This window comes from Capilliphycus salinus ALCB114379, assembly GCF_047276495.1.
In the GTDB taxonomy this organism is placed as follows: Bacteria; Cyanobacteriota; Cyanobacteriia; order Cyanobacteriales; family Microcoleaceae; genus Capilliphycus; species Capilliphycus salinus.
Genome location: NZ_CP178543.1, coordinates 270,045 through 289,029 on the forward strand (window position 1 = coordinate 270,045; position 18,985 = coordinate 289,029).

The 18,985-nt window shown below is 41.9% G+C and carries 13 protein-coding genes; 10 read left to right on the forward strand and 3 right to left on the reverse strand.

Annotated elements, in window-relative coordinates:
* Window positions 1-100 precede the first annotated feature (100 nt).
* The 4 genes from ACL6C3_RS01230 (at window position 101) to ACL6C3_RS01245 (ending at window position 4,744) form a co-directional block, all read left to right on the forward strand.
* Window positions 101-1,771 (forward strand): ABC transporter substrate-binding protein, encoded by a 1,671-nt coding sequence (locus tag ACL6C3_RS01230; protein WP_413164547.1) that lies wholly within the window; start codon window positions 101-103, stop codon window positions 1,769-1,771.
* Window positions 1,772-2,029: 258 nt separating this feature from the next.
* The gene (locus ACL6C3_RS01235; protein WP_413164549.1) at window positions 2,030-2,929 is read left to right on the forward strand and encodes an SH3 domain-containing protein; all 900 of its coding nucleotides are present in this window, start codon (window positions 2,030-2,032) and stop codon (window positions 2,927-2,929) included.
* A gap of 337 nt (window positions 2,930-3,266) precedes the next feature.
* A complete protein-coding gene (locus ACL6C3_RS01240) occupies window positions 3,267-4,238 on the forward strand; it encodes an META domain-containing protein (protein ID WP_413164551.1) in 972 nt (323 codons plus the stop codon).
* A gap of 206 nt (window positions 4,239-4,444) precedes the next feature.
* Entirely contained in the window at window positions 4,445-4,744 is a 300-nt protein-coding gene (locus ACL6C3_RS01245) for a DUF4377 domain-containing protein (RefSeq protein WP_413164552.1), read from the forward strand.
* A 277-nt stretch (window positions 4,745-5,021) separates the two neighbouring features.
* On the opposite strand, the gene ACL6C3_RS01250 is transcribed toward ACL6C3_RS01245, so the two are convergent.
* Both ACL6C3_RS01250 and ACL6C3_RS01255 read right to left on the reverse strand, forming a co-directional pair.
* A complete protein-coding gene (locus tag ACL6C3_RS01250; protein WP_413164554.1) occupies window positions 5,022-5,378 on the reverse strand; it encodes a hypothetical protein in 357 nt (118 codons plus the stop codon).
* Window positions 5,320-6,306, reverse strand: a complete 987-nt coding sequence (locus ACL6C3_RS01255; protein ID WP_413164555.1) for an aldo/keto reductase — start codon at window positions 6,304-6,306, stop codon at window positions 5,320-5,322. Before ACL6C3_RS01255 ends, ACL6C3_RS01250 begins: the two co-directional genes overlap by 59 nt.
* Window positions 6,307-6,474: 168 nt before the next feature.
* Between ACL6C3_RS01255 and dacB the strand changes: the two genes are divergently transcribed.
* Together dacB and purU are read left to right on the forward strand one after the other, a co-directional pair.
* Entirely contained in the window at window positions 6,475-7,911 is a 1,437-nt protein-coding gene (dacB, locus tag ACL6C3_RS01260; protein ID WP_413168233.1) for a D-alanyl-D-alanine carboxypeptidase/D-alanyl-D-alanine-endopeptidase, read from the forward strand.
* Window positions 7,912-7,966: 55 nt separating this feature from the next.
* A complete protein-coding gene (gene purU, locus ACL6C3_RS01265) occupies window positions 7,967-8,821 on the forward strand; it encodes a formyltetrahydrofolate deformylase (RefSeq protein ID WP_413164557.1) in 855 nt (284 codons plus the stop codon).
* A 38-nt stretch (window positions 8,822-8,859) separates the two neighbouring features.
* Here purU and ACL6C3_RS01270 read toward each other — a convergent pair whose 3' ends face one another.
* On the reverse strand, window positions 8,860-11,205 hold the full coding sequence (locus ACL6C3_RS01270; protein ID WP_413164559.1) for a CHAT domain-containing protein: 2,346 nt from the start codon (window positions 11,203-11,205) through the stop codon (window positions 8,860-8,862).
* 45 nt (window positions 11,206-11,250) lie between these two features.
* Between ACL6C3_RS01270 and ACL6C3_RS01275 the strand changes: the two genes are divergently transcribed.
* The 4 genes from ACL6C3_RS01275 (at window position 11,251) to dcm (ending at window position 18,934) form a co-directional block, all read left to right on the forward strand.
* Complete coding sequence (locus ACL6C3_RS01275) at window positions 11,251-11,994, forward strand: fasciclin domain-containing protein (RefSeq protein WP_413164561.1); 744 nt, start codon at window positions 11,251-11,253, stop codon at window positions 11,992-11,994.
* A gap of 88 nt (window positions 11,995-12,082) precedes the next feature.
* Complete coding sequence (locus ACL6C3_RS01280; protein WP_413164562.1) at window positions 12,083-16,219, forward strand: filamentous hemagglutinin N-terminal domain-containing protein; 4,137 nt, start codon at window positions 12,083-12,085, stop codon at window positions 16,217-16,219.
* 342 nt (window positions 16,220-16,561) lie between these two features.
* The gene (locus ACL6C3_RS01285; protein WP_413164564.1) at window positions 16,562-17,323 is read left to right on the forward strand and encodes a Uma2 family endonuclease; all 762 of its coding nucleotides are present in this window, start codon (window positions 16,562-16,564) and stop codon (window positions 17,321-17,323) included.
* Between the two features lie 291 nt (window positions 17,324-17,614).
* Window positions 17,615-18,934: a DNA (cytosine-5-)-methyltransferase gene (gene dcm, locus ACL6C3_RS01290; RefSeq protein WP_413164565.1), complete on the forward strand. Its 1,320-nt coding sequence runs from the start codon at window positions 17,615-17,617 to the stop codon at window positions 18,932-18,934.
* The last annotated feature ends 51 nt before the right edge of the window (window positions 18,935-18,985 follow it).

Genomic DNA, 18,985 nt, shown 5'->3' on the forward strand with positions numbered 1-18,985 from the left:
TAACCCAAAAATTAACACCCACCTGGGGGCGCAAAATAGAAAGACCCGGACATTTATCGGCTATCATCGAAAGTTCAGAATTGAGAAGGTAGAAAAGCCCATGTTCGCAACAGACCCGAGAACAACCCAACACAGGAAATGGTTTTCACGCCGTCGAGGTCGGTCTATCCTACAGTTTATCAGTTTATTCTGTATGTGCTGGTTTTTGGCGGTAAGCTGCACGCCTAGCCAAACTCAAACCAACACTCCCGCTTCCCAAACTAACCCCGGACGAATTACGATGGGAACCACCCTGAAAATTCGCACCCTCGACCCGGCCGACGCCTACGACGCCCTCTCCAATGATATCTTTTACAATGTCGGCGATCGCCTCTACACCTACGAACTCGGAACCAGTACCCTCATCCCCCAGTTGGCCACCGCCTTACCAACGGTTAGCGAAGATGGCTTAACGTACAAAATTCCCCTCCGTCAAGAGGTAGTCTTCCACGATGGCACCCCGTTTAACGCCGAGGCGATGGCGTTTTCCCTGAAACGGTTTATCGAAAATGGCGGACAACCGGCTTTTTTACTCGCCGATACGGTTAAGTCTGTCGAAGCCAGCGGCGACAACGAACTCACCATCACCTTAAAACAGCCTTTTGCAGCCTTTCCCAACCTGCTGGCGGTGGCGGGAACTATGGCGGTGTCTCCCCAAGCCTACGAGTTGGGGACGGGGAAATTTCAACCCCAAACCCTCGTGGGAACTGGACCCTACCAACTCGCCGAATACGGGGTGGATGTTGTTCGTTTGGATGTTTTCGATCAATATTGGGGTGAAAAGCCACAAAACCAGGGAGTTGATCTTCAGCGCTTTTCGAGTCCAGCAAATTTATTTAATGCGTTTCGCAGCGATGCCGTTGATATTGCTTATCTGTCTTTAGATCCCGATCAAGTTAATAGTTTACAGGCCGAAGCCGAAAAGGGCAAATGGCAGATGATCGCCGCCGATGGAAATACGGTTAATTATATGGTGTTGAATCTCAATTCTGAACCTTTGAATAAGCCGGAAGTTCGACAGGCGTTGGCGGCAATTGTTGACCGCAATTTGATTAATCAAAGAGTCTTGCGCGGACAGGGAGAACCCCTTTATAGTTTGATCCCCACCACGTTTGACGGCTATAAACCCGTATTCAAAGACAGTTATGGTGATGCCAATGCGGAGAAGGCAAAAGCTTTGTTGGAACAGGCTGGATATACCCCAGAAAATCCCGCAGTGGTTGAGGTTTGGTATGCCTCGGGAAATAACAAACGGGCAACTTTAGCCAATACTTTAAAAGCCCTGGCAACTGAACAGTTGGGCGGGGCGTTACAGTTGGAACTCAAAGGCGTAGAAGCAACAACCGCTTTTGAGAATTTGGATAAGGGTGTTTATCCGACTTTTCTGTTAGATTGGTATGCGGATTTTTTAGATGCCGATAACTATTTGCAACCCTTTTTAGATTGTGCCGAAGGTTCCCCAGAAACGGGCTGCAAACTGGGCGCGAGTCAATCTCAAGGGTCGTTTTATTATAATGCTCGCGTGAATGAATTGATTGATAAACAGCGTCAAGAACAAAATCCCCAAGCCAGACAAGCGATATTTGATGAGTTGCAAGCGATCCTCGCCCAAGATGTTCCTTATATTCCCCTTTGGCAAGATAAAAACTTCATCTTTGCCGACAATAATATTGGCGGTATTCAACCCCAAATTACCCAACAATTGCCCCTGTGGACGATGAGTAAATCTTAGGGATTCCTAAACAATTACTGTAAAATCGAATCGGATTTTGATCTCGTTCTTCCCCTCAAGGAACAATCCGGAAAACAGGTCAGTCAAAATGTAGGGATGATCTGCTAGATAACGTCCGGAAACTTTGGCACAAATCATCCCTCGGGGGGAGACAAATTCACCAGTTTGGATCGTCCAACTGAGGGAAGTCAATCGCTCTTTCGGACGATATTCTAAAGGTAAATTGAATAAAATTTACAGAACTTTGGGGGAAGAGAGATGAAAATCAAATCGGTATTAATGACAGCCTTTTGTTCGCTGGTTGTCGGGGGAATGGGTAACGTTATTATTGAACCTCTGACCGCTAACGCTCAAATTTATCGCGATCGCACACCGACAGAGGTTTATGATGGCGAAGGGGTGCTAACTGATCGCGATCCGAATGGGAGAATTAATTTACGCACCGACCCCAGTTGGCGATCGCGGGTCCGCGGTTACGGTAGAGTTGGCGATCGCGTGGAAATTCTCCAAGAAACCCGATCCCGTGAGGGCGAAATGTGGTATGAGGTGGAGTTTCTCGACTCCGGGGAGATCGGTTGGATACCGGGTGAAAATATTCGGGTCGCTGATACCGGTTCGGGTCGGGGAGAGTCGATCCGGTTGTCGCAACGGGGACAGGGATCGTTTCAAATTTCCGGACGTCCGGACTGGGAAATTACCCTGGTGACGGTGAATGTGGATGAACGGGATCAAGCAGAATTGGCGTTTCGTTTGGATGATAATCGTTTAATTCGTTTGAGTGGAGATCTCGATCGCCGGGATGCTTATACCTTGAGGATCGATATCGAAGGATCGGGAAATGCGAATGCTTCGGGAACCGTTGATATTGAGTATGGGGCGAATAATTCCATCAATCAAATTTATGGGGATGGTCGTCTCGATGGTCAGCCTTTTTCGATTAGTTTTGATGGCGATCGCCGCAGTGATAATTATTATGATCCCCGTCGAGAGTTTGTGGGTGAAGATATCAATAATGCGGTCCGTCGTTTGCGATCGCAAGGTTGGAAGGTGGTCGAAAGCGATCCCGGTATGATTAAGTTAGATCGGGGTCAAATGGGAATCGATCTTCAGTTTAACCCCAGAACTCGCCGAGTGACATCAGTTCGCACGATTGATTGAATTGATTGAATTGAGTTGGGGTTGTGTGGGGGATGAAAGTGAGTGAAAAGCCTGATAAAATCAGGGTGCTAAAACCAATTTTCTGGAAATCAGTCATTCAAATTCAGGAAATTTTTATCTAATATGATATTCGACTAATCAATGATTGTAACGTAGGGGCGGGTTCTGTATTAATCTTGAGGATCATTCCCAGATTGAGTGAAACCCGCCCAAACCCCATAACAGGCATTAATCAAGCGGATATCATCTAAAATTTACAAGATGGGCGGATTTATCTGCAAGTCATTTGAAGGAAACTACAAGAAGCTTGAGTCAGGGAGGATTTAAAACGTCTAAGATGAACAATTACAGGTTAAAACTGGGTCAAAGTTTAACGGGTTTACTTGTAATCATTGGACTGTTTGGCGGGTTGGCGATCGAGAGCAAAAAGCCGATTTTAGCCTCGACCCTGCTATCGGAAAATCCCACCGCTTCCGCTTCACAAATGGGTTTAGAGGGTACATCTTGGATTTTACAAGAATGGAGGGATGAAAACAACAGCAACTCTTTAGAAACTGGCGAACCAATCACAGCCAATTTTGTTAATGGTCAGGTGAAAGGGAGTGCAAGTTGCAATCGATATATTGCATCCTATAAGATAGAAGGCAATCAACTCCAAATTACACCGGCTGCGACCACTCGCAAAGCTTGTATGGGAGAGATTATGGAGCGAGAATTTGCCTATCTCGCCGCATTAGAGGGAGTGCAGCGCTATGAAATTAACGATCGGGGTCTGGAAATTTCCTATACAACAGAAGAGGGATCGGGAATAATGACGTTTGTACCTCAAGCGAGTGGTGAGTTAGAGAATAAAACTTGGGTTTTGGTGTCTTTGGAAGATGGAACAGTTTCGAGAGTTCCCTTGAAAGGAACCGAAATTACTGTTAACTTTACAGAAGATCAGGTCAGGGGTTTTAGCAGTTGTAACCAATATATGACCACATATACAAAGGAGGGCAATAAACTTAGTATTAATGCTTTAGCGACAACACGCAAAGCCTGTCCGCCAGAGGTTATGCGACAAGAATTTCAGTATCTAACCGCATTAGAGGAGGCTCAATGGTATGAAATTAGCCCTCAAGGTCAACTGAAAATTTCCTACAAAACACAGCGAGGATCGGGTGTGATGGTGTTTGCTCCCCAAGAAAATACAACGTTGACAAATACGACGAAGATGTTAACATCCAAGCAGGATTATGTTGCTCCAGAAATGCCAATGGAGGGAACTCAAATGAGGGCAATTTTTGCAGGCGATCGCCAACACCAATGAGTCCGGTTGCAACCGATACAGTGGAGTTTACCCAACAAAAGGTAAAACAGTGAAGGTTACATCTGTGGCTACAACAGCAAGAGGTTAGATACCGAAAATTTTGGATCAAGAAAGATAGTATTTTCAACGTTAGAGGGGGCAGATCTAAAGAGAGTAAGGTTCACAATCAACTGCAAATTTAATGTAAAAAGCGAGGTTCTAGTTCAATGACATTTCAAAGTGAACAAGTCAAAACCATGAGTTCAACAACAGAAGAACGAGTTGTTTATGTGGACTCAAAAATAGTTGCCTGTAGTGGAGTTGCTCCCCAAAAATGTTTACAAGTTCGAGAAAGTCCAGAAGATGAGTGGACATTGTTTTATGATGGTATCAAAGGATTTGATTACGAACCCGGTTATGATTATAAAATTCGGGTAGCTGAAAAAATTGTTGATAATCCCCCTGCGGATGCTCCTTTATTTCAATGGAGTTTGATAGAAGTTCTCAGCAAAACCGCTGTGAATTAACGAATAAAAGTTTGACCTCTCGACCAACCCCCCTTTTTAAGGGGGGATATAGGGGGGATCTAAGGGAGGCAGGGGAGATAAAATCGCTCCCTTTCCATTAATTAATCGTTAATTAATAGTCCCCGACGGGATACCTTTTTCCTCTCCACCCCTCTATAATCTCCCCTACAAGGGGAGATACAATCGTTCCCTCTCGATTAATTAATAGTCCCATAAGGGACACCTTTTCCCTCTCGACTAATAAATAGTCCCATTAGGGACACCTTTTCCCTCTCGACTAATAAATAGTCCCATAAGGGACACCTTTTCCCTCTCGACTAATAAATAGTCCCATTAGGGACACCTTTTCCCTCTCCTGGTAGGAGAGGGTTAGGGAGAGGTAGGAGAGGGTTAGGGAGAGGTAGGAGAGGGTTAGGGAGAGGTAGGAGAGGGTTAGGGAGAGGTAGGAGAGGGTTAGGGAGAGGTAGGAGAGGGTTAGGGAGAGGTAGGAGAGGGTTAGGGAGAGGTAGGAGAGGGTTAGGGAGAGGTCGAAGGAGGAGAGGTGGCGAGGGGAAATTAATGTTTTAAAAATCCCTTTAAGTCCAAGCCCGGAAAAAAGTATTTTCTTGCCAAGCCACAGCAGTTCGTTTTTCAATCGCTGCCATTTCTTCAGAAGTTAGCGGTTTAAAAGCTTGAGCGACTTTAAAATTAGATTCTAATTGCTCAACATTTTCTGCGGCAATAATACAACAATGCACGCCCGCCAAAGACAAAACATAGCCCATAGCTTGGTGCATTCCGTCTAAAATACCGCTGCGAATTAATCGCCCATAAGCGGGAACTTTCATCGCAATAACCCCGACATTTTTTTCTTGGGCAACGGGTAAAACCGTCTTAGAAAACGGTCGGGGATGGTGAATATCGGCCGCATTAATTGACACTAATGTGGTATCAAAAGGATAGCGACGCAAACCTTCGGCGATAATATCCGGTTCGTGATGTCCGGTAATGCCAGTATATTTAATAATACCCTGTTCTTTGGCTTCTTCGACCGCTTTAATTGCCCCGTTTGCACCAAAAATTTCATCCAAAGTTTCCGAGAAAGAAACGTGATGCAATTGCCACAAATCAAGGTAATCTGTATTTAAACGTTTTAACGATCGCTCTAATTCTTGCCATGCCCCATCGCGATCGCGTTTGGCGGTTTTGGTCGCCAGAAAGATTTTTGAACGATAACCGGGTAAAATTTTCCCCATATTATCTTCGCTTGGCCCGTAACTGGCGGCCGTATCAAAATAGCGAATTCCTAACTTTAATGCGGCTTCAATTTGGGCGATCGCTTCGGCTTCTCGTCCCGGTTTGGAAAGGGGCGTTTGTCCGGCGCCTCCCAAGCCAAAAATCGGCAAAGTCACCCCCGTTTTCCCCAAAACTCGCTCGGGCATGGTGGCGGTGTTGGGGACTTGAATGGCAGATTTAGCCGCCATTTGCGACTGCTGTTGCTGCAATGCCGCACTCCCGACGATCCCCCCCGCAACAGCAACCCCCGTCATTATAAACTTGCGTCGTGTGGTTTTACGTGTCATATTTTACAGTTATTGGTTAACAGCAATTTCAACGCGGTCAGACTCTCACGGTTGAGAATTCCTAGTTTATTTTACCTGTATTTTTAATCTAGATTTATAAAAGTGGCAACCTCAAGCTTTAATTCTTCGTTAAAATCGGTCATTAGAGGGATATTTTCCCCTTTTGGGCTGAAATCTATTTTAATTAGCCTAGTTATTCTATTTGGGTTGAATTTAGCCGCCCTCAGCCAGCCCTCAAACCTCAAACCCCAGTCCTCATCATTGCTGTGTCAAAGTCAATTAAACGCTCAAATTGATGAAATTATCAACCGCCCCGAGTTTCAACGTTTTCGCTGGGGAATTTCTGTTAAAAGTTTGTCTCAAGGTGAAAAAATTTATAGTCGGGATGCAGAATATTATTTTATTCCCGCCTCAACCGTTAAGTTGATGACCACAGCGGCAGCTTTAGTTAAACTTACCCCAAATTATCGCATTTCTACTTCTATTTATGGAGATAGCAAAGGAAATCTTTATTTGGTTGGGCGGGGCGATCCGAGTTTAACAGCAATTCAGTTAGAAGATTTAGCCCAACAGCTTAAAAATAAAGGGATAAATCGGGTTAATGAATTGATTACAGATGAGGGATATTTTCCTGGGTTTGCCGTTCATCCCAATTGGGAATGGGAAGATATTCAAGCCGGATATGGTGCGCCTGTTAATAGTTTAATTTTACATCAAAATTCGATAGATTTAATCTTATCACCGCAACGAGTCAATCAACCCTTAAAAGTAACTTGGGTTCGTCCTCAGCAAGCCCAAGGATGGCAAATTGAAAATAATACAATTACCGTCGCAGAAAATGAACGAGAGTTTGTGGAAATTGGGCGAGATTTAACCCGATCAATTGTTTATGTTTCGGGACAGTTAAGAGTGGGTTCGGAACCGGAACCGGTTTATGCCGCAGTCGTTGAACCGACGGAAAATTTTATTCGAGAATTTAGACGGATTCTTGAAGCGAAAGGAATTCGAGTCTTAAAAACCAGTATTGTCTCGAATTCACCATCTAATTTACCGGAATTAGCGAGGGTTGAATCTCCGCCAATTTCGGAATTAATTCAAACCGTAAATCTAGAAAGTAATAATGTTTTTGCCGAGGCGTTACTGAGAACTTTGGGAGTACAGGAACCGAGTTTAGATGCGGTGGAAACCGGGTTAACGGCGATTAAAAAAATATTAAAAAAGTTGGGGGTTGAACCGGAAAGTTATATTCTAGTCGATGGTTCCGGTTTGTCTCGTCAGAATTTAGCCAGTCCAGAAGCGTTAACTCAAACGTTAATCGGGATGGCAAATTCACCGCTGTTTAATGTTTATCAAAACTCCCTGCCATTGGCGGGAGAAACGGGAACGTTAAAAAGGCGGTTTCGAGATACAACAGCAGCGGGAATTGTTTATGCAAAAACGGGAACGTTGACGGGAGTTTCCGGTTTGGCTGGATATATTTATCCGCCCCATTATCAACCGTTGGTGTTTAGTATTTTGGTGAATCACTCCAATTTATCGACTTCTGAGTTAAGAAAGGCAATTGATGAGATTGTGATTTTGTTAAGTCAGTTAAAAGCTTGTTGATATTTGAGATTTTATCCGAGATAATTTATAAGACTCTATAATTTTGCAGATTAACATGAATTCACCCACAGCAACCATACTGTTATCTTGTCCCGATCAACAGGGTTTAGTCGCAAAAATTGCCAATTTTATTTACTCTAATGGCGGCAATATTATTCACGCCGATCAGCATACCGATTTTGCATCAGGAATCTTTTTGACTCGGATAGAATGGCAATTAGAAGGATTTAACTTACCCCGAGAAGTAATTAACCCGGCATTTGGGGCAATTGCTAAACCGTTAAATGCCAATTGGCAACTCCATTTTTCCGATAAAATCCCTAGAATTGCCATTTGGGTGACAAAACAAGATCATTGTTTATTAGATTTATTGTGGCGATGGCAAGCCAAAGAAATGGCGGTAGAAATTCCAGTTATGATTAGCAATCATACCGATTTAAAACCCCTCGCCGAACAATTTGGAATAGAATTTTATCATATTCCCATTACAAAAGACAAGAAAAAAGAACAGGAAGCCCAACAGTTAGAGATTTTAAAGCAGTATCAAATTGATTTGGTGGTTTTGGCGAAATATATGCAGATTTTGAGTTCGGATTTTGTTGCTAAATTTCCCAATATTATTAACATTCATCACTCATTTTTACCCGCATTTCCCGGTGCAAATCCTTATCAACGGGCGTATAAAAGAGGCGTTAAAATTATTGGGGCAACGGCTCATTATGTTACCGAAGATTTAGACGAAGGACCGATTATTGAACAGGATGTTGTGCGGGTGAGTCATCGAGATGCGGTTGTCGATTTGATACGCAAAGGCAAAGATTTAGAAAGATTGGTGTTGGCGAGGGCGGTCAGATTGCACTTACAAAATCGGGTGTTGGTTTACAACAACAGAACCGTTGTTTTTGAGTAAAAACAATTAAGTTTTATGGCAAACAAAACCTTTTAATTTTATTGAACTCCCGGTTGACCTATCAATAGAAATCCCGCCCATTCAAGAGGTCTGGGATGTTTTTTCATGGTTTCAATCATCGCTTGTCGCAAGGCGTAAGCTTTATCCGAAGTGGTTTGCATCTGGCGATAAAACTCAATCATTAAGTCAGCAGAAGGATTATCAGGAATGTACCACAAAGAGACAATTACACTGGGAACACCTGCGGAAATAAATGCACGAGACAAGCCAATCACTCCGTCTTCTGTTATTTTACCCCGCCCCGTGTTACAAGCGCTTAAAACGACCATTTCTGCTTTTAATTTAATGTTAAAAATTTCATCGGATGTGAGTAAACCATCGGAGTTGGCAGTTGGGGTTAGGGCTAATGCACCGGGAATTTTTAAGCCCAAATGCTTTAATTCGTTGAGTAAACCATGAGTTGCCAGATGAATAATATCGGCATCATTCATTTGTTTAACAACAGTTTCTTCGGTCGCTAAATCTCCGATTATCGCTTCAGTTTTTAACATTTTAGCAATCGCCAATGCTTCTCGTTCTGTTCCGGGGAGAGAACTTAAAGGCTGAGGTTGTTCGCCAAGTTGAGAGGCAATACTGGGCATTTTAGGATTCCCAATGACTACAGTTTTTGGTTTCTCTGGTTTGACCAAAGATTTTTGATGTTGATAAGTTAAATCTAAGACTTGAATTGAAGGTGCAATTAAAATTGTATGCTTTTCAATCAAATAACTTCCTTGTTCATTTTGTAAAGCGGCAAAAGGAACTAAAAAAAACTGTTGATGAGGAATAAAAATTACATTAGAATCGGGATTATTAGGGAGTAAATCAGCAATGGGTTCGATGAGCATTCTATAATAAGCTCTCGGGTGAAATAGATTTCGAGAAGTTATAGAAAACGAACTCATATCAACCGTCCGAAATGCAACGGAACCTTCCGGAGAAATTACCCAAATATAAAGCAGTTCACCTTCACTGACAATTGAATATTCAACCAGAGTCGAATTTTGTTGTCGAGCAATTTCTTGAATTTGTTCAAATTTTAGCGGTGGTGGCGAGACATCAGACTGATTAAATCGAGATGCTAATAACTCAATAAATGCCCTCGCTCGACCTCGTTCTGAAACTTCTAAAGCCGCTTCAATTTGATTTTGAGCAATTAACGCTTGCTGCAACCAACGATAGGTATCTGCTTGGCTATCCATCAATGAAACTTTATTTTCATCACTCAGTCCCGGATGCAAAGATTCCCAAATTTCTACAGCTTGAAAAAGTTGGTTTGTGGCTTCGACTTCTTGACCGGATTTGAGAAGGGTTAAACCAATATTACTGAGGGTTTCTCCTTCTTTGGGACGAGCCTGAATTGTTCGGGCAATTTCTAAGGCTTTTTCATAATATCTTAGGGCGATTTCATACTCACCAGAATCTCGATAAACAGTACCTATATCGTTTTGAGTGGTATGTTCTCCGGGTAAATCTTTTAAGTCCTGACGAATAACTAATGCTTTTTGTAAAGAATCTAATGCCCGTTGACTTTCACCCAATTTACTGTAGACCAAACCCAAATTATTGTAAATACGACCTTCGGTAATGCGATTGCTATCTTGTTCGGCAAAAGTCAAAGCTTGTTGATAGGAATCTATGGCTTTTTGATACTGTTCAAGTTCGGCGTAGTTCAAACCAATATTGGTTAAAATTGTTGCTTTCCAACCCACATCTTGAAATTGTTCGAGAATCTCTAAGGCTTGTTTATACAAGTTTAAAGCTTCTTGATTTTGATTTAATTTTTTATGAATTGCCCCCATATTATTGAGAATTTCACCCTGCTTTTTTAAATCGTTCAGTTGTTGGGCGATGGCGAAAGCTTGTTGATGAGATTCTAATGCTTTTTGATACTGTCCAACCTCACCATAAAGCACACCTATATTTGTTAAAATTGCTCCTTGTTCTTGCTTTTGTTCCTGTTGAATATAGATATTTAATGCTTCTTGAGAAGACGCGAGAGCTTTTTCATATTCCCCCAAATGATAGTAAGCATAAGCAATTTGGTTCAACGTCCCCGCTTTGGCTAAACGAGCATAATCGTCGCTGAAATCTTGAACGGTTTTTAAAACTTCTTTAAAAGTATCTAAAGCCGCTTGAAATTCACCAGAATTCAACAATTCTGTCCCCTGTTGATACAAAAGTTCGATAACTTTCCTTTTGGCATCGGGAGCCGCTTCCATCTGGGCAATCGGTTCAACTTTTGATACAATTAACCCAGTCGGGGTGACAGCGCTAGAAGTTGTTGAACAAACCAACATTAGGGTTGCCACTGCCAAAATCAAGTAATAGGGTCTGAATTTCATAGTCAGCCTTCTTTTCAATCAATCTTTATTGGAAACAGCAGATATATGATGACTTTTAAACACAAAAATAAGTTTAATCTATTGGCAATATTTGCAATAATTTTAACTGTTAATTTTGGAATAATCAACAATATTTTAGCACAGTCAGATTCGGAAAAAACGCCCGAGCAATCAGAGGAACCGGCGGAGCAAGATCGGGGTTTGCCCGGTACAGTTATTCCCGAAAATTTGCCGAATTCTGATTCGATACCCACTCTACAAATAGATTCAAGTCAAAGTTCTTATGAGAACCCTTTTGCGCCTAACGTTATCCAAGGAACCCCCCGTCGTACCAGCCCTAATGATATTCTTAAAACCCTCGAAAATGATAACAAATTTCAAACCCTCATTTCAATATTACAGCTTGCCGATCTCGATAGCGATCTCGAAAACCAGGAATTTTTAGTCTTATTTGCTCCTACAGAAGAAGCATTCGACCGTTTAACACCGGGATTATATGATCGCTTGATTTTACCCGAAAATCGCAGTCAACTTTTAGAATTTATCAAAAATCATTTTGTGAGCGGAGAAATTCAAACCGCAGATTTACAAAATGGGGAATTTAAAATGATTAGCGGTCGGCTAGTTCGTGTTAAAATTAACTCGGATAAACAAGAGGTACAGCGTAATGAAATTACTGTAAAACAAGGTGAGTTTATCGGCACTCAAAATGGTTTAATTGTTCCCATCAATCGTGTTTTGTTTGCACCGAATTTGGACATTGAAAGCTCAACAAGTGAAAACCGATAAACATTTTGCTAAGAAAAGATAAGAAATCCCGATTTTCAATTCCGATGAGGTATAGTGTAGCCGACGCCTAAACAGTTAATCTATTGAGATGAAACAGGTTCAGCGATCGCAGTTATACCCCGTTTTTTCCTTAGTCAGTGTGTTTTTGAGCGGTGGCTTACTCCTAAACTCAACCGCAACCGCTCAAATTGTACCCGATACTACGCTCGGTTCGGAACGTTCAATTATCAGAGAAAATGTTAATATAAATGGCAGTCCCGGCGATAGAATTGAGGGCGGTGCATCGCGGGGAGCCAATTTATTTCACAGTTTTCGAGAGTTTAATATTCCTGAAAGTGGACGAGTTTATTTTGCTAATCCCGCCGGAATCGAAAATATTTTAACTCGGGTAACGGGAGATAATATTTCTAACATTCTCGGCACATTAGGCGTAGAAGGAACGGCGAATTTATTTCTAATTAATCCCAATGGGATTTATTTTGGACCGAATGCACGCTTGGATGTAGGCGGTTCATTTTTTGCGTCTTCTGCGGATAGTATTGTGTTTGAAAACGGGATAGAATTTAACGCAACAAACCCGGCAACTCCCCCTTTACTTACGATTAATATTCCTCTCGGTTTACAGTTGCGAAATAACCCCGCTAACCTACAAGTTGATCGATCTCAACTCGGGGTTAAAGACAGTCAAACTTTAGCCTTAGTTGGGGGAAATATTAACATCAATGGCGCACTTTTGCAAGCCAGAAGCGGTCAAATAGAACTCGCGGGCGTCAACGGGGGAATCGTTGGAATTGAAGAAAATCGCTTAAATATTCCCGCAAATATTCAACGTTCAGACGTTCTATTGAGCGATAATTCTAACCTGCAAGTGATCGGAAACGGACGGGGAAATATTAACATTTTTGCCCGCAATATATCTATTGAAAATAACGAAATCGCACTCCGAGCCGGAATTGCTCAAAACAATCAAAGTCCAGAAGGTTCAACGCCCGGAAATATTCAAATCAACGCTACAGAATCCGTTAATATTATCAATAGCAAACTCTCCAATATTGTCGATCAAACCGGCGTAGGGAATGGCGGTCAAATCATCATTAAAGCCAACAATTTAACGATGAGGGAGGGGGCCGCACTTGATAGCCGTGTTATCGGTTCTGGAGCCAATAATGAACGTATAGCCGCCCAAGGAAATGCGGGTTCAGTCCTGATTGATGTGGCCGGAACAGTTAGCCTAGATCGCAGTTTTATTAATACCAATATTGGTAGAAATGCAATTGGAAATAGTGGAGATATTAATATTCAAACGGGTTCGCTGATTTTAAGCAATTCATCTCAACTGAATACCGTTACTTCTGGGGGAAATTTAGCACAACCTTCAAAAGCCGGAAATGTTAATGTTAATGCTCGAAATAGTGTTAACATGATCGGAGTGGGCGGCATCGATGCAGAGCAACAAACGGGGATTTTTACTAAAGTTGATCAAGGTGCTATTGGTCAAGGTGGCGATATCGAAATTCAAGCGGGTTCTCTATCTTTAAATAATAGCGCCGTTCTCGATAGTCGGGTGATCGGTTCGGGAGAAAATAACGAAAAAATTGCCGGACAAGGAGATGCGGGTGCGGTTCGTTTAAATATTTTGGGTGCGGCAAATTTTGAGAACCAAAGTAGAGTAAATACGAACGTCGGGGCTAGAGTGTTGGGCGATAGTGGAACGATTGAAATTATCGCGAATTCTCTAAGTTTTCGCAACGGTTCCGAACTGAATACCGGAAACTCTGGGCTTGGTTATTCCGGCGATATTACCATTACAATTACAGGCAATTCTTTATCCTTGAGTCAAGGTTCAAATCTCGATAGTCGAGCCTTTAGAGGAGAAGAAGAACGTCCCGGAAATGCCGGGAATATTACCATTAATGCCGAACGTGCTGTTGTTACTCTCAACCAAGGTTATATTATTACAACCGTTGGGGATAGGGTGTTAGGAAATAGCGGAGATATTAACATTCGGGCGGGTTTTCTTTCGGTCAATAATGGCTCAAGAATTGAAGCCAATACTTCCGGTGGAAATACAATTCAACCCTCAAAAGCGGGTAATATAACCCTTAATGTTCGCGATCGCATTGCTATTGATGGCGTTAATAATGTAGAAGAAATTGACCCCAATATCGCCCCAAAATCAAGCGGAATTTTTAGCCAACTCGCAGAAACAGGAGTGGGAATTGGTGGAAATATCGACATTCAAGCCCGCTCGCTGACCTTAACCAATGGCGGACAATTAAGTGCGGATACCTTTGGAATTGGCGATACTGGATATATTAATATTGAAGTCGAAGATGCAGTTGAAATTGCTAAAACCTTTAATAATGGTGTGAATATTCCTCAGTTGACTGGCATCTTTTCAAGAGTCAATAACGGTGCGGTGGGTAGCGGTCAAGAAATTAGAATTCAAGCGGGTTCACTGTCTATTTTAGAAGGAACAGTTGACAGCAGAGTTCGAGGTTCGGGCGCAAATAACGAACGTTTAGGCGGACAAGGAAATGCGGGTAATATTAGCTTTAATATTGCGGGTTCAACTGTTTTAGATAAAGCCTACATTAATACAAATATAGGCAGAAATGTTTTGGGAAATAGCGGCTTCATTGAAATTGAATCTGGTTCGTTATTAATGAGGGGAGGTTCTCAACTCAATTCTAATACTTCAGGAGGCAGTTTTGAGCAACCTTCCCAAGCCGGAGAAGTGAGATTAAAGATTCGCGATCGCCTCAATTTAGAAGGACTCGGAATGACTGTAGATCCCGCCCAACAAACTAAAATTACCACCGAAGTCGATAACTGGGGAGTCGGGGAAGCCGGACAAGTTAAAATAGAAGTAACAAACGGCTCTTTTATCATTAATAATAATGCCGCATTAGTCACCCGAGTTCGTCGGGCGCAAACCGATGAAAATACCGGAGAAATTATCATTCCAGCCGGACAAGGTAACGGGGGAGATGTTAATATAAATGTACGGGATGATGTGATTTTTGATAGCAATAGTTTGATTTTAACAACCGTTGGCGATGAAGTTTTGGGGACTCGCAGCGGCAATGTTGATATTGAATCAAATTCAGTTTATTTAAACAATAATTCTAGAATTATTACGGCTACCGGGGGAAGTCCCAACGCTTTGCAAACGCCCTCAGTGGCAGGTAATATCTCCTTGCAAGTGAGTGATTTGGTTTACTTAAGTCAAAGTCAAATTATTTCTTCAGCCACCCAACAAGCCACCGGCGCCGATGGTGGAAATATCAATATTAACGCCCAATCAATTTTTCTAGAAAATAGTGCAATTACAGCCGGAAATGGTACACTCAACCCCGTAGAAGAAAATAGTGCAGGTCAAATTGTTGTTACCGCCCCAAATCTTCGTTTTAATACGGGGATATTGCAGGCAGATACTCAACGCGATCGCACAGAAACCGCCAGTATTACTGTTAATAGCCAAGACTTGCGTTTACAAACTGAAAGTAACTTTACCACCAATGCAAATGAAACGGACGGGGGCAATATTACCATTAATACAGAAACCTTAGTGGGTTTAAAAAATAGTGATATTACCGCCAACGCCGATGGCGGTGCAGGTGGCGCAATTTTGATTAATGCCGAGGGAATTTTTGGGTCAAATCCTCTCACTCGACAGCAAGTAGAAGAACGTTTGGGAGAGGAACAAATTCAAGGAAATCCTCAATTTAGTCAAGATTTATTGCAAAATACCAGCGATATTGTTGCCATTTCAACCACCGATGCCGCCCTCAGCGGAACCGTCGATCTTAATAGTGCGCTTGACCCGTCAAAAGGATTAGTTGAATTACCCCAACAAGTGATAGATCCGGCCGCATTAATTGCACAAGATCCCTGCAAACAAGGGGATGAAAGCGAGTTAATTCTAACCGGACGGGGGGGAATTCCAAGCACACCAGATAATCGATTTACCGGGGAAAATGTGCGGGTAGAATTGGTTGAACCGAGTCGGGTTGAAGACGAACTAATCGAGGTTCAGCAACCCGTTAAAGAACAGGTTTCAAGTGCTAATATTATTCCCGCGAGAGGGTGGATACGCACGGCTAACGGTGAGGTAATTTTGGTGGGTTATGACCCAACTCGCAGTGGAATTCAGCGTCAACCTCGCAACTCTCCGACTTGTTCGCCCCCTTCTGAAAACTCAGAAATTGAATCAAAAAATTGAACTTTTTCGTCAATCTTCCCGTAAAATAAGCATTAGGGGTAAGATACTGAGGGGGAAAATGACTCTGGCGTTCTTTGACAATGTTGGTTATTATCTAGCTAACGTAAATTCCGATCTTGTCAGCACAAAACTACTGCCTAATAGAAATGTGATATTATGTCAAATTAATCGATTCTGATTCTGTAGGGCGGATTCTAGACTATCTTTAACACTCGCTATTAAACTTAAATAAACCCGCCCATCCCCATAACAGAATTATCAGTCGGACATAGTACAATTGTTCTATGATTGTGTAGGATAGTCTGAACGAAGATTAAACAAACCCCCAGGAGATTTATCTAAATGTCTTTAACAAAATCCTTTAATAGTGCTTCATCTAACAACTTTAATTTAACTGACAATTCTTTAACACCCGACCAATTTGAACTTTATCAATCTCATTTATTAGAATCAACTTTTATTCCGGCAAATTATCCCTCTGAACAAGTTTTTGCAGGAAGTGGTATCAATCTTTTTTTCGATCCCCGTCGTCCCCAAGAGTTCAAATGTCCTGACTGGTTGGGGGTTGTTGGGGTTGATAAACTCTATCAAAGTCAACACATTCGTACCTCTTTTGTGACCTGGCAAGAACGTTTTAACCCCTTTGTTGTGATTGAATTTCTATCTGATGAAACCACCAACGAAGATTTAGGTCAAACTCCGATTGGTGTGGATGCTATTCCCACAAAATGGGATGTTTATGAACGGTTTCTTCGCGTTCCCTATTATATTTTGTTTGAGGCAAAAACGGAGAAATTAGAAGCGTTTCATCTGGTTGGAAGTCGCTACGAACAACTCGAACCCACCCAACAGGGAATTTGGATACCGCATTTAGAATTAGGCTTGGGGTTATGGAAAGGCGTTTATCAAGGGATTGAACATCAATGGTTACGCTGGTATGATGTCGGGGGAAATTGGATAGAATTTCCTAAAAATCAACAGTCAATTCCTCAACCCGAGTCTCAACGAATTCAACACCGAAAAAAGGTTGATAAACAGCAAAAAATTGGCAAGAACTTAAGCGAACGTTTGAAAAAAATCGGCATCAAAGTTGATTTAATTTAATGATTTTTGTTTGAACAATTTGATGGGTTACAAGTCGCGTTAACCCATCCTACTAACTCAAATAACTTGATGGGTTACAAATCGCGTTAACCCATCCTACGGTTTTGGGTGGAATATCATATGATATCGGTTGATTAATGCCTGTTATGGTTGCGGGGCGGGTTTATTTCAATCTTGGAGTAGTCGTTAAAGATATTGACTGAACCCGCCCCTACGGTTTTGGGTGGAATATTAGTTCCGGTGACAATCAGCTATGCTACAATAACTTTTGAATGAATTGCTGCTGACAACGTGCTGAAGTTTGTAGATTTATTTGCTGGAATTGGTGGTTTAAGATTGGGGTTTGAACAGGGGATAAAATCTCTCGGGTTGAGAGGTGAATGTTTGTTAGCCAGCGAAATTGATGTAGAAGCAAGTCAAGTCTATTCTCAAAATTTTCTACACGTTCCCCAGGGAGATATTCGTCAGATAAATTCTTTACCCAAACATGATATTTTGCTGGCGGGTTTTCCCTGTCAGTCTTTTTCCTATGCGGGAAAAAAACAGGGTTTTGGAGAAATTCGGGGAACGCTATTTTTTGAAATTATGCGGCTTATTGATACCCAGAAGCCGAAAGTTTTAATCCTTGAAAATGTCCGGGGATTAACCACCCACGACAGCGGTAAAACCTTCGCCACCATTGAACATGAGATTCAATTAAGGGGCTACAGTTTTTATAAATTTCTTCTCAATAGCGTTAACTTTGGTTTACCTCAAAACCGGGTCAGAGTTTATCTGGTTGGAGTCTTAAACGCCTCGCCTCAATTTAACCTGATTTCCGATTTGGGGCCGAAAGATTCCCACGCCTATAACGCCGTTCAGCTTAACCTCTTTAGTTTACAACATTTTCCGCCAAAGGTCAAAGATATTCTCGAAGAAAATCCCGATACATCCTTTGATTGTTCCCCGGAATTTGTAAACGCTTTAAACAAAGTTGTTGGGGGAGATTTTAACAAATTACATGGCGTGCGGTTAATAGACTATCGGGGTGGAAATTCTATTCATTCTTGGGAGTTGGGGTTGCGAGGGAAATGTGGCGAAGACGAAGTTAAATTAATGAATTTGTTGATTACCGAAAGACGCAAGAAAAAATTCGGTCAACATCAAGATGGTAAACAACTAACTTTTGAACAAATTTATAGTTTTTATCCCCATTCAAAATTAACTCAAATCCTGGAATCCTTGGTAAACAAACAGTATTTAAAACATCTCAACGGACGCTACAAACCGGTTTCGGGGAATTTCTCCTTTGAAGTGTATAAATTTCTCGATCCGGAAAAAATTTCTGTCACCTTAGTCGCCAGCGACGCCAACCGTATCGGAATTTATCATAATAATAGAGTTCGCCGAATTACTCCCAGAGAAGCCGCCCGTTTACAGGGATTTCCGGATACTTTTAAATTGCATCCCAACCCTAGCAAAGCTTTTTATCAATTGGGAAACTCGGTGAGTATTAATGTCATTTCCGCTATTACTCAAGAAGTCATTGGCAAGGTTTTTCATAAAAATTATCCTGAATTTACCCCAGAAAAGAAGAATAGTAATCGTGCAAGCTTTGTTGTTGGGCTTTAGCCCAATAATAATCCCAGAAAAAGCACTAAAGTACAACAACGAACAGTAAAT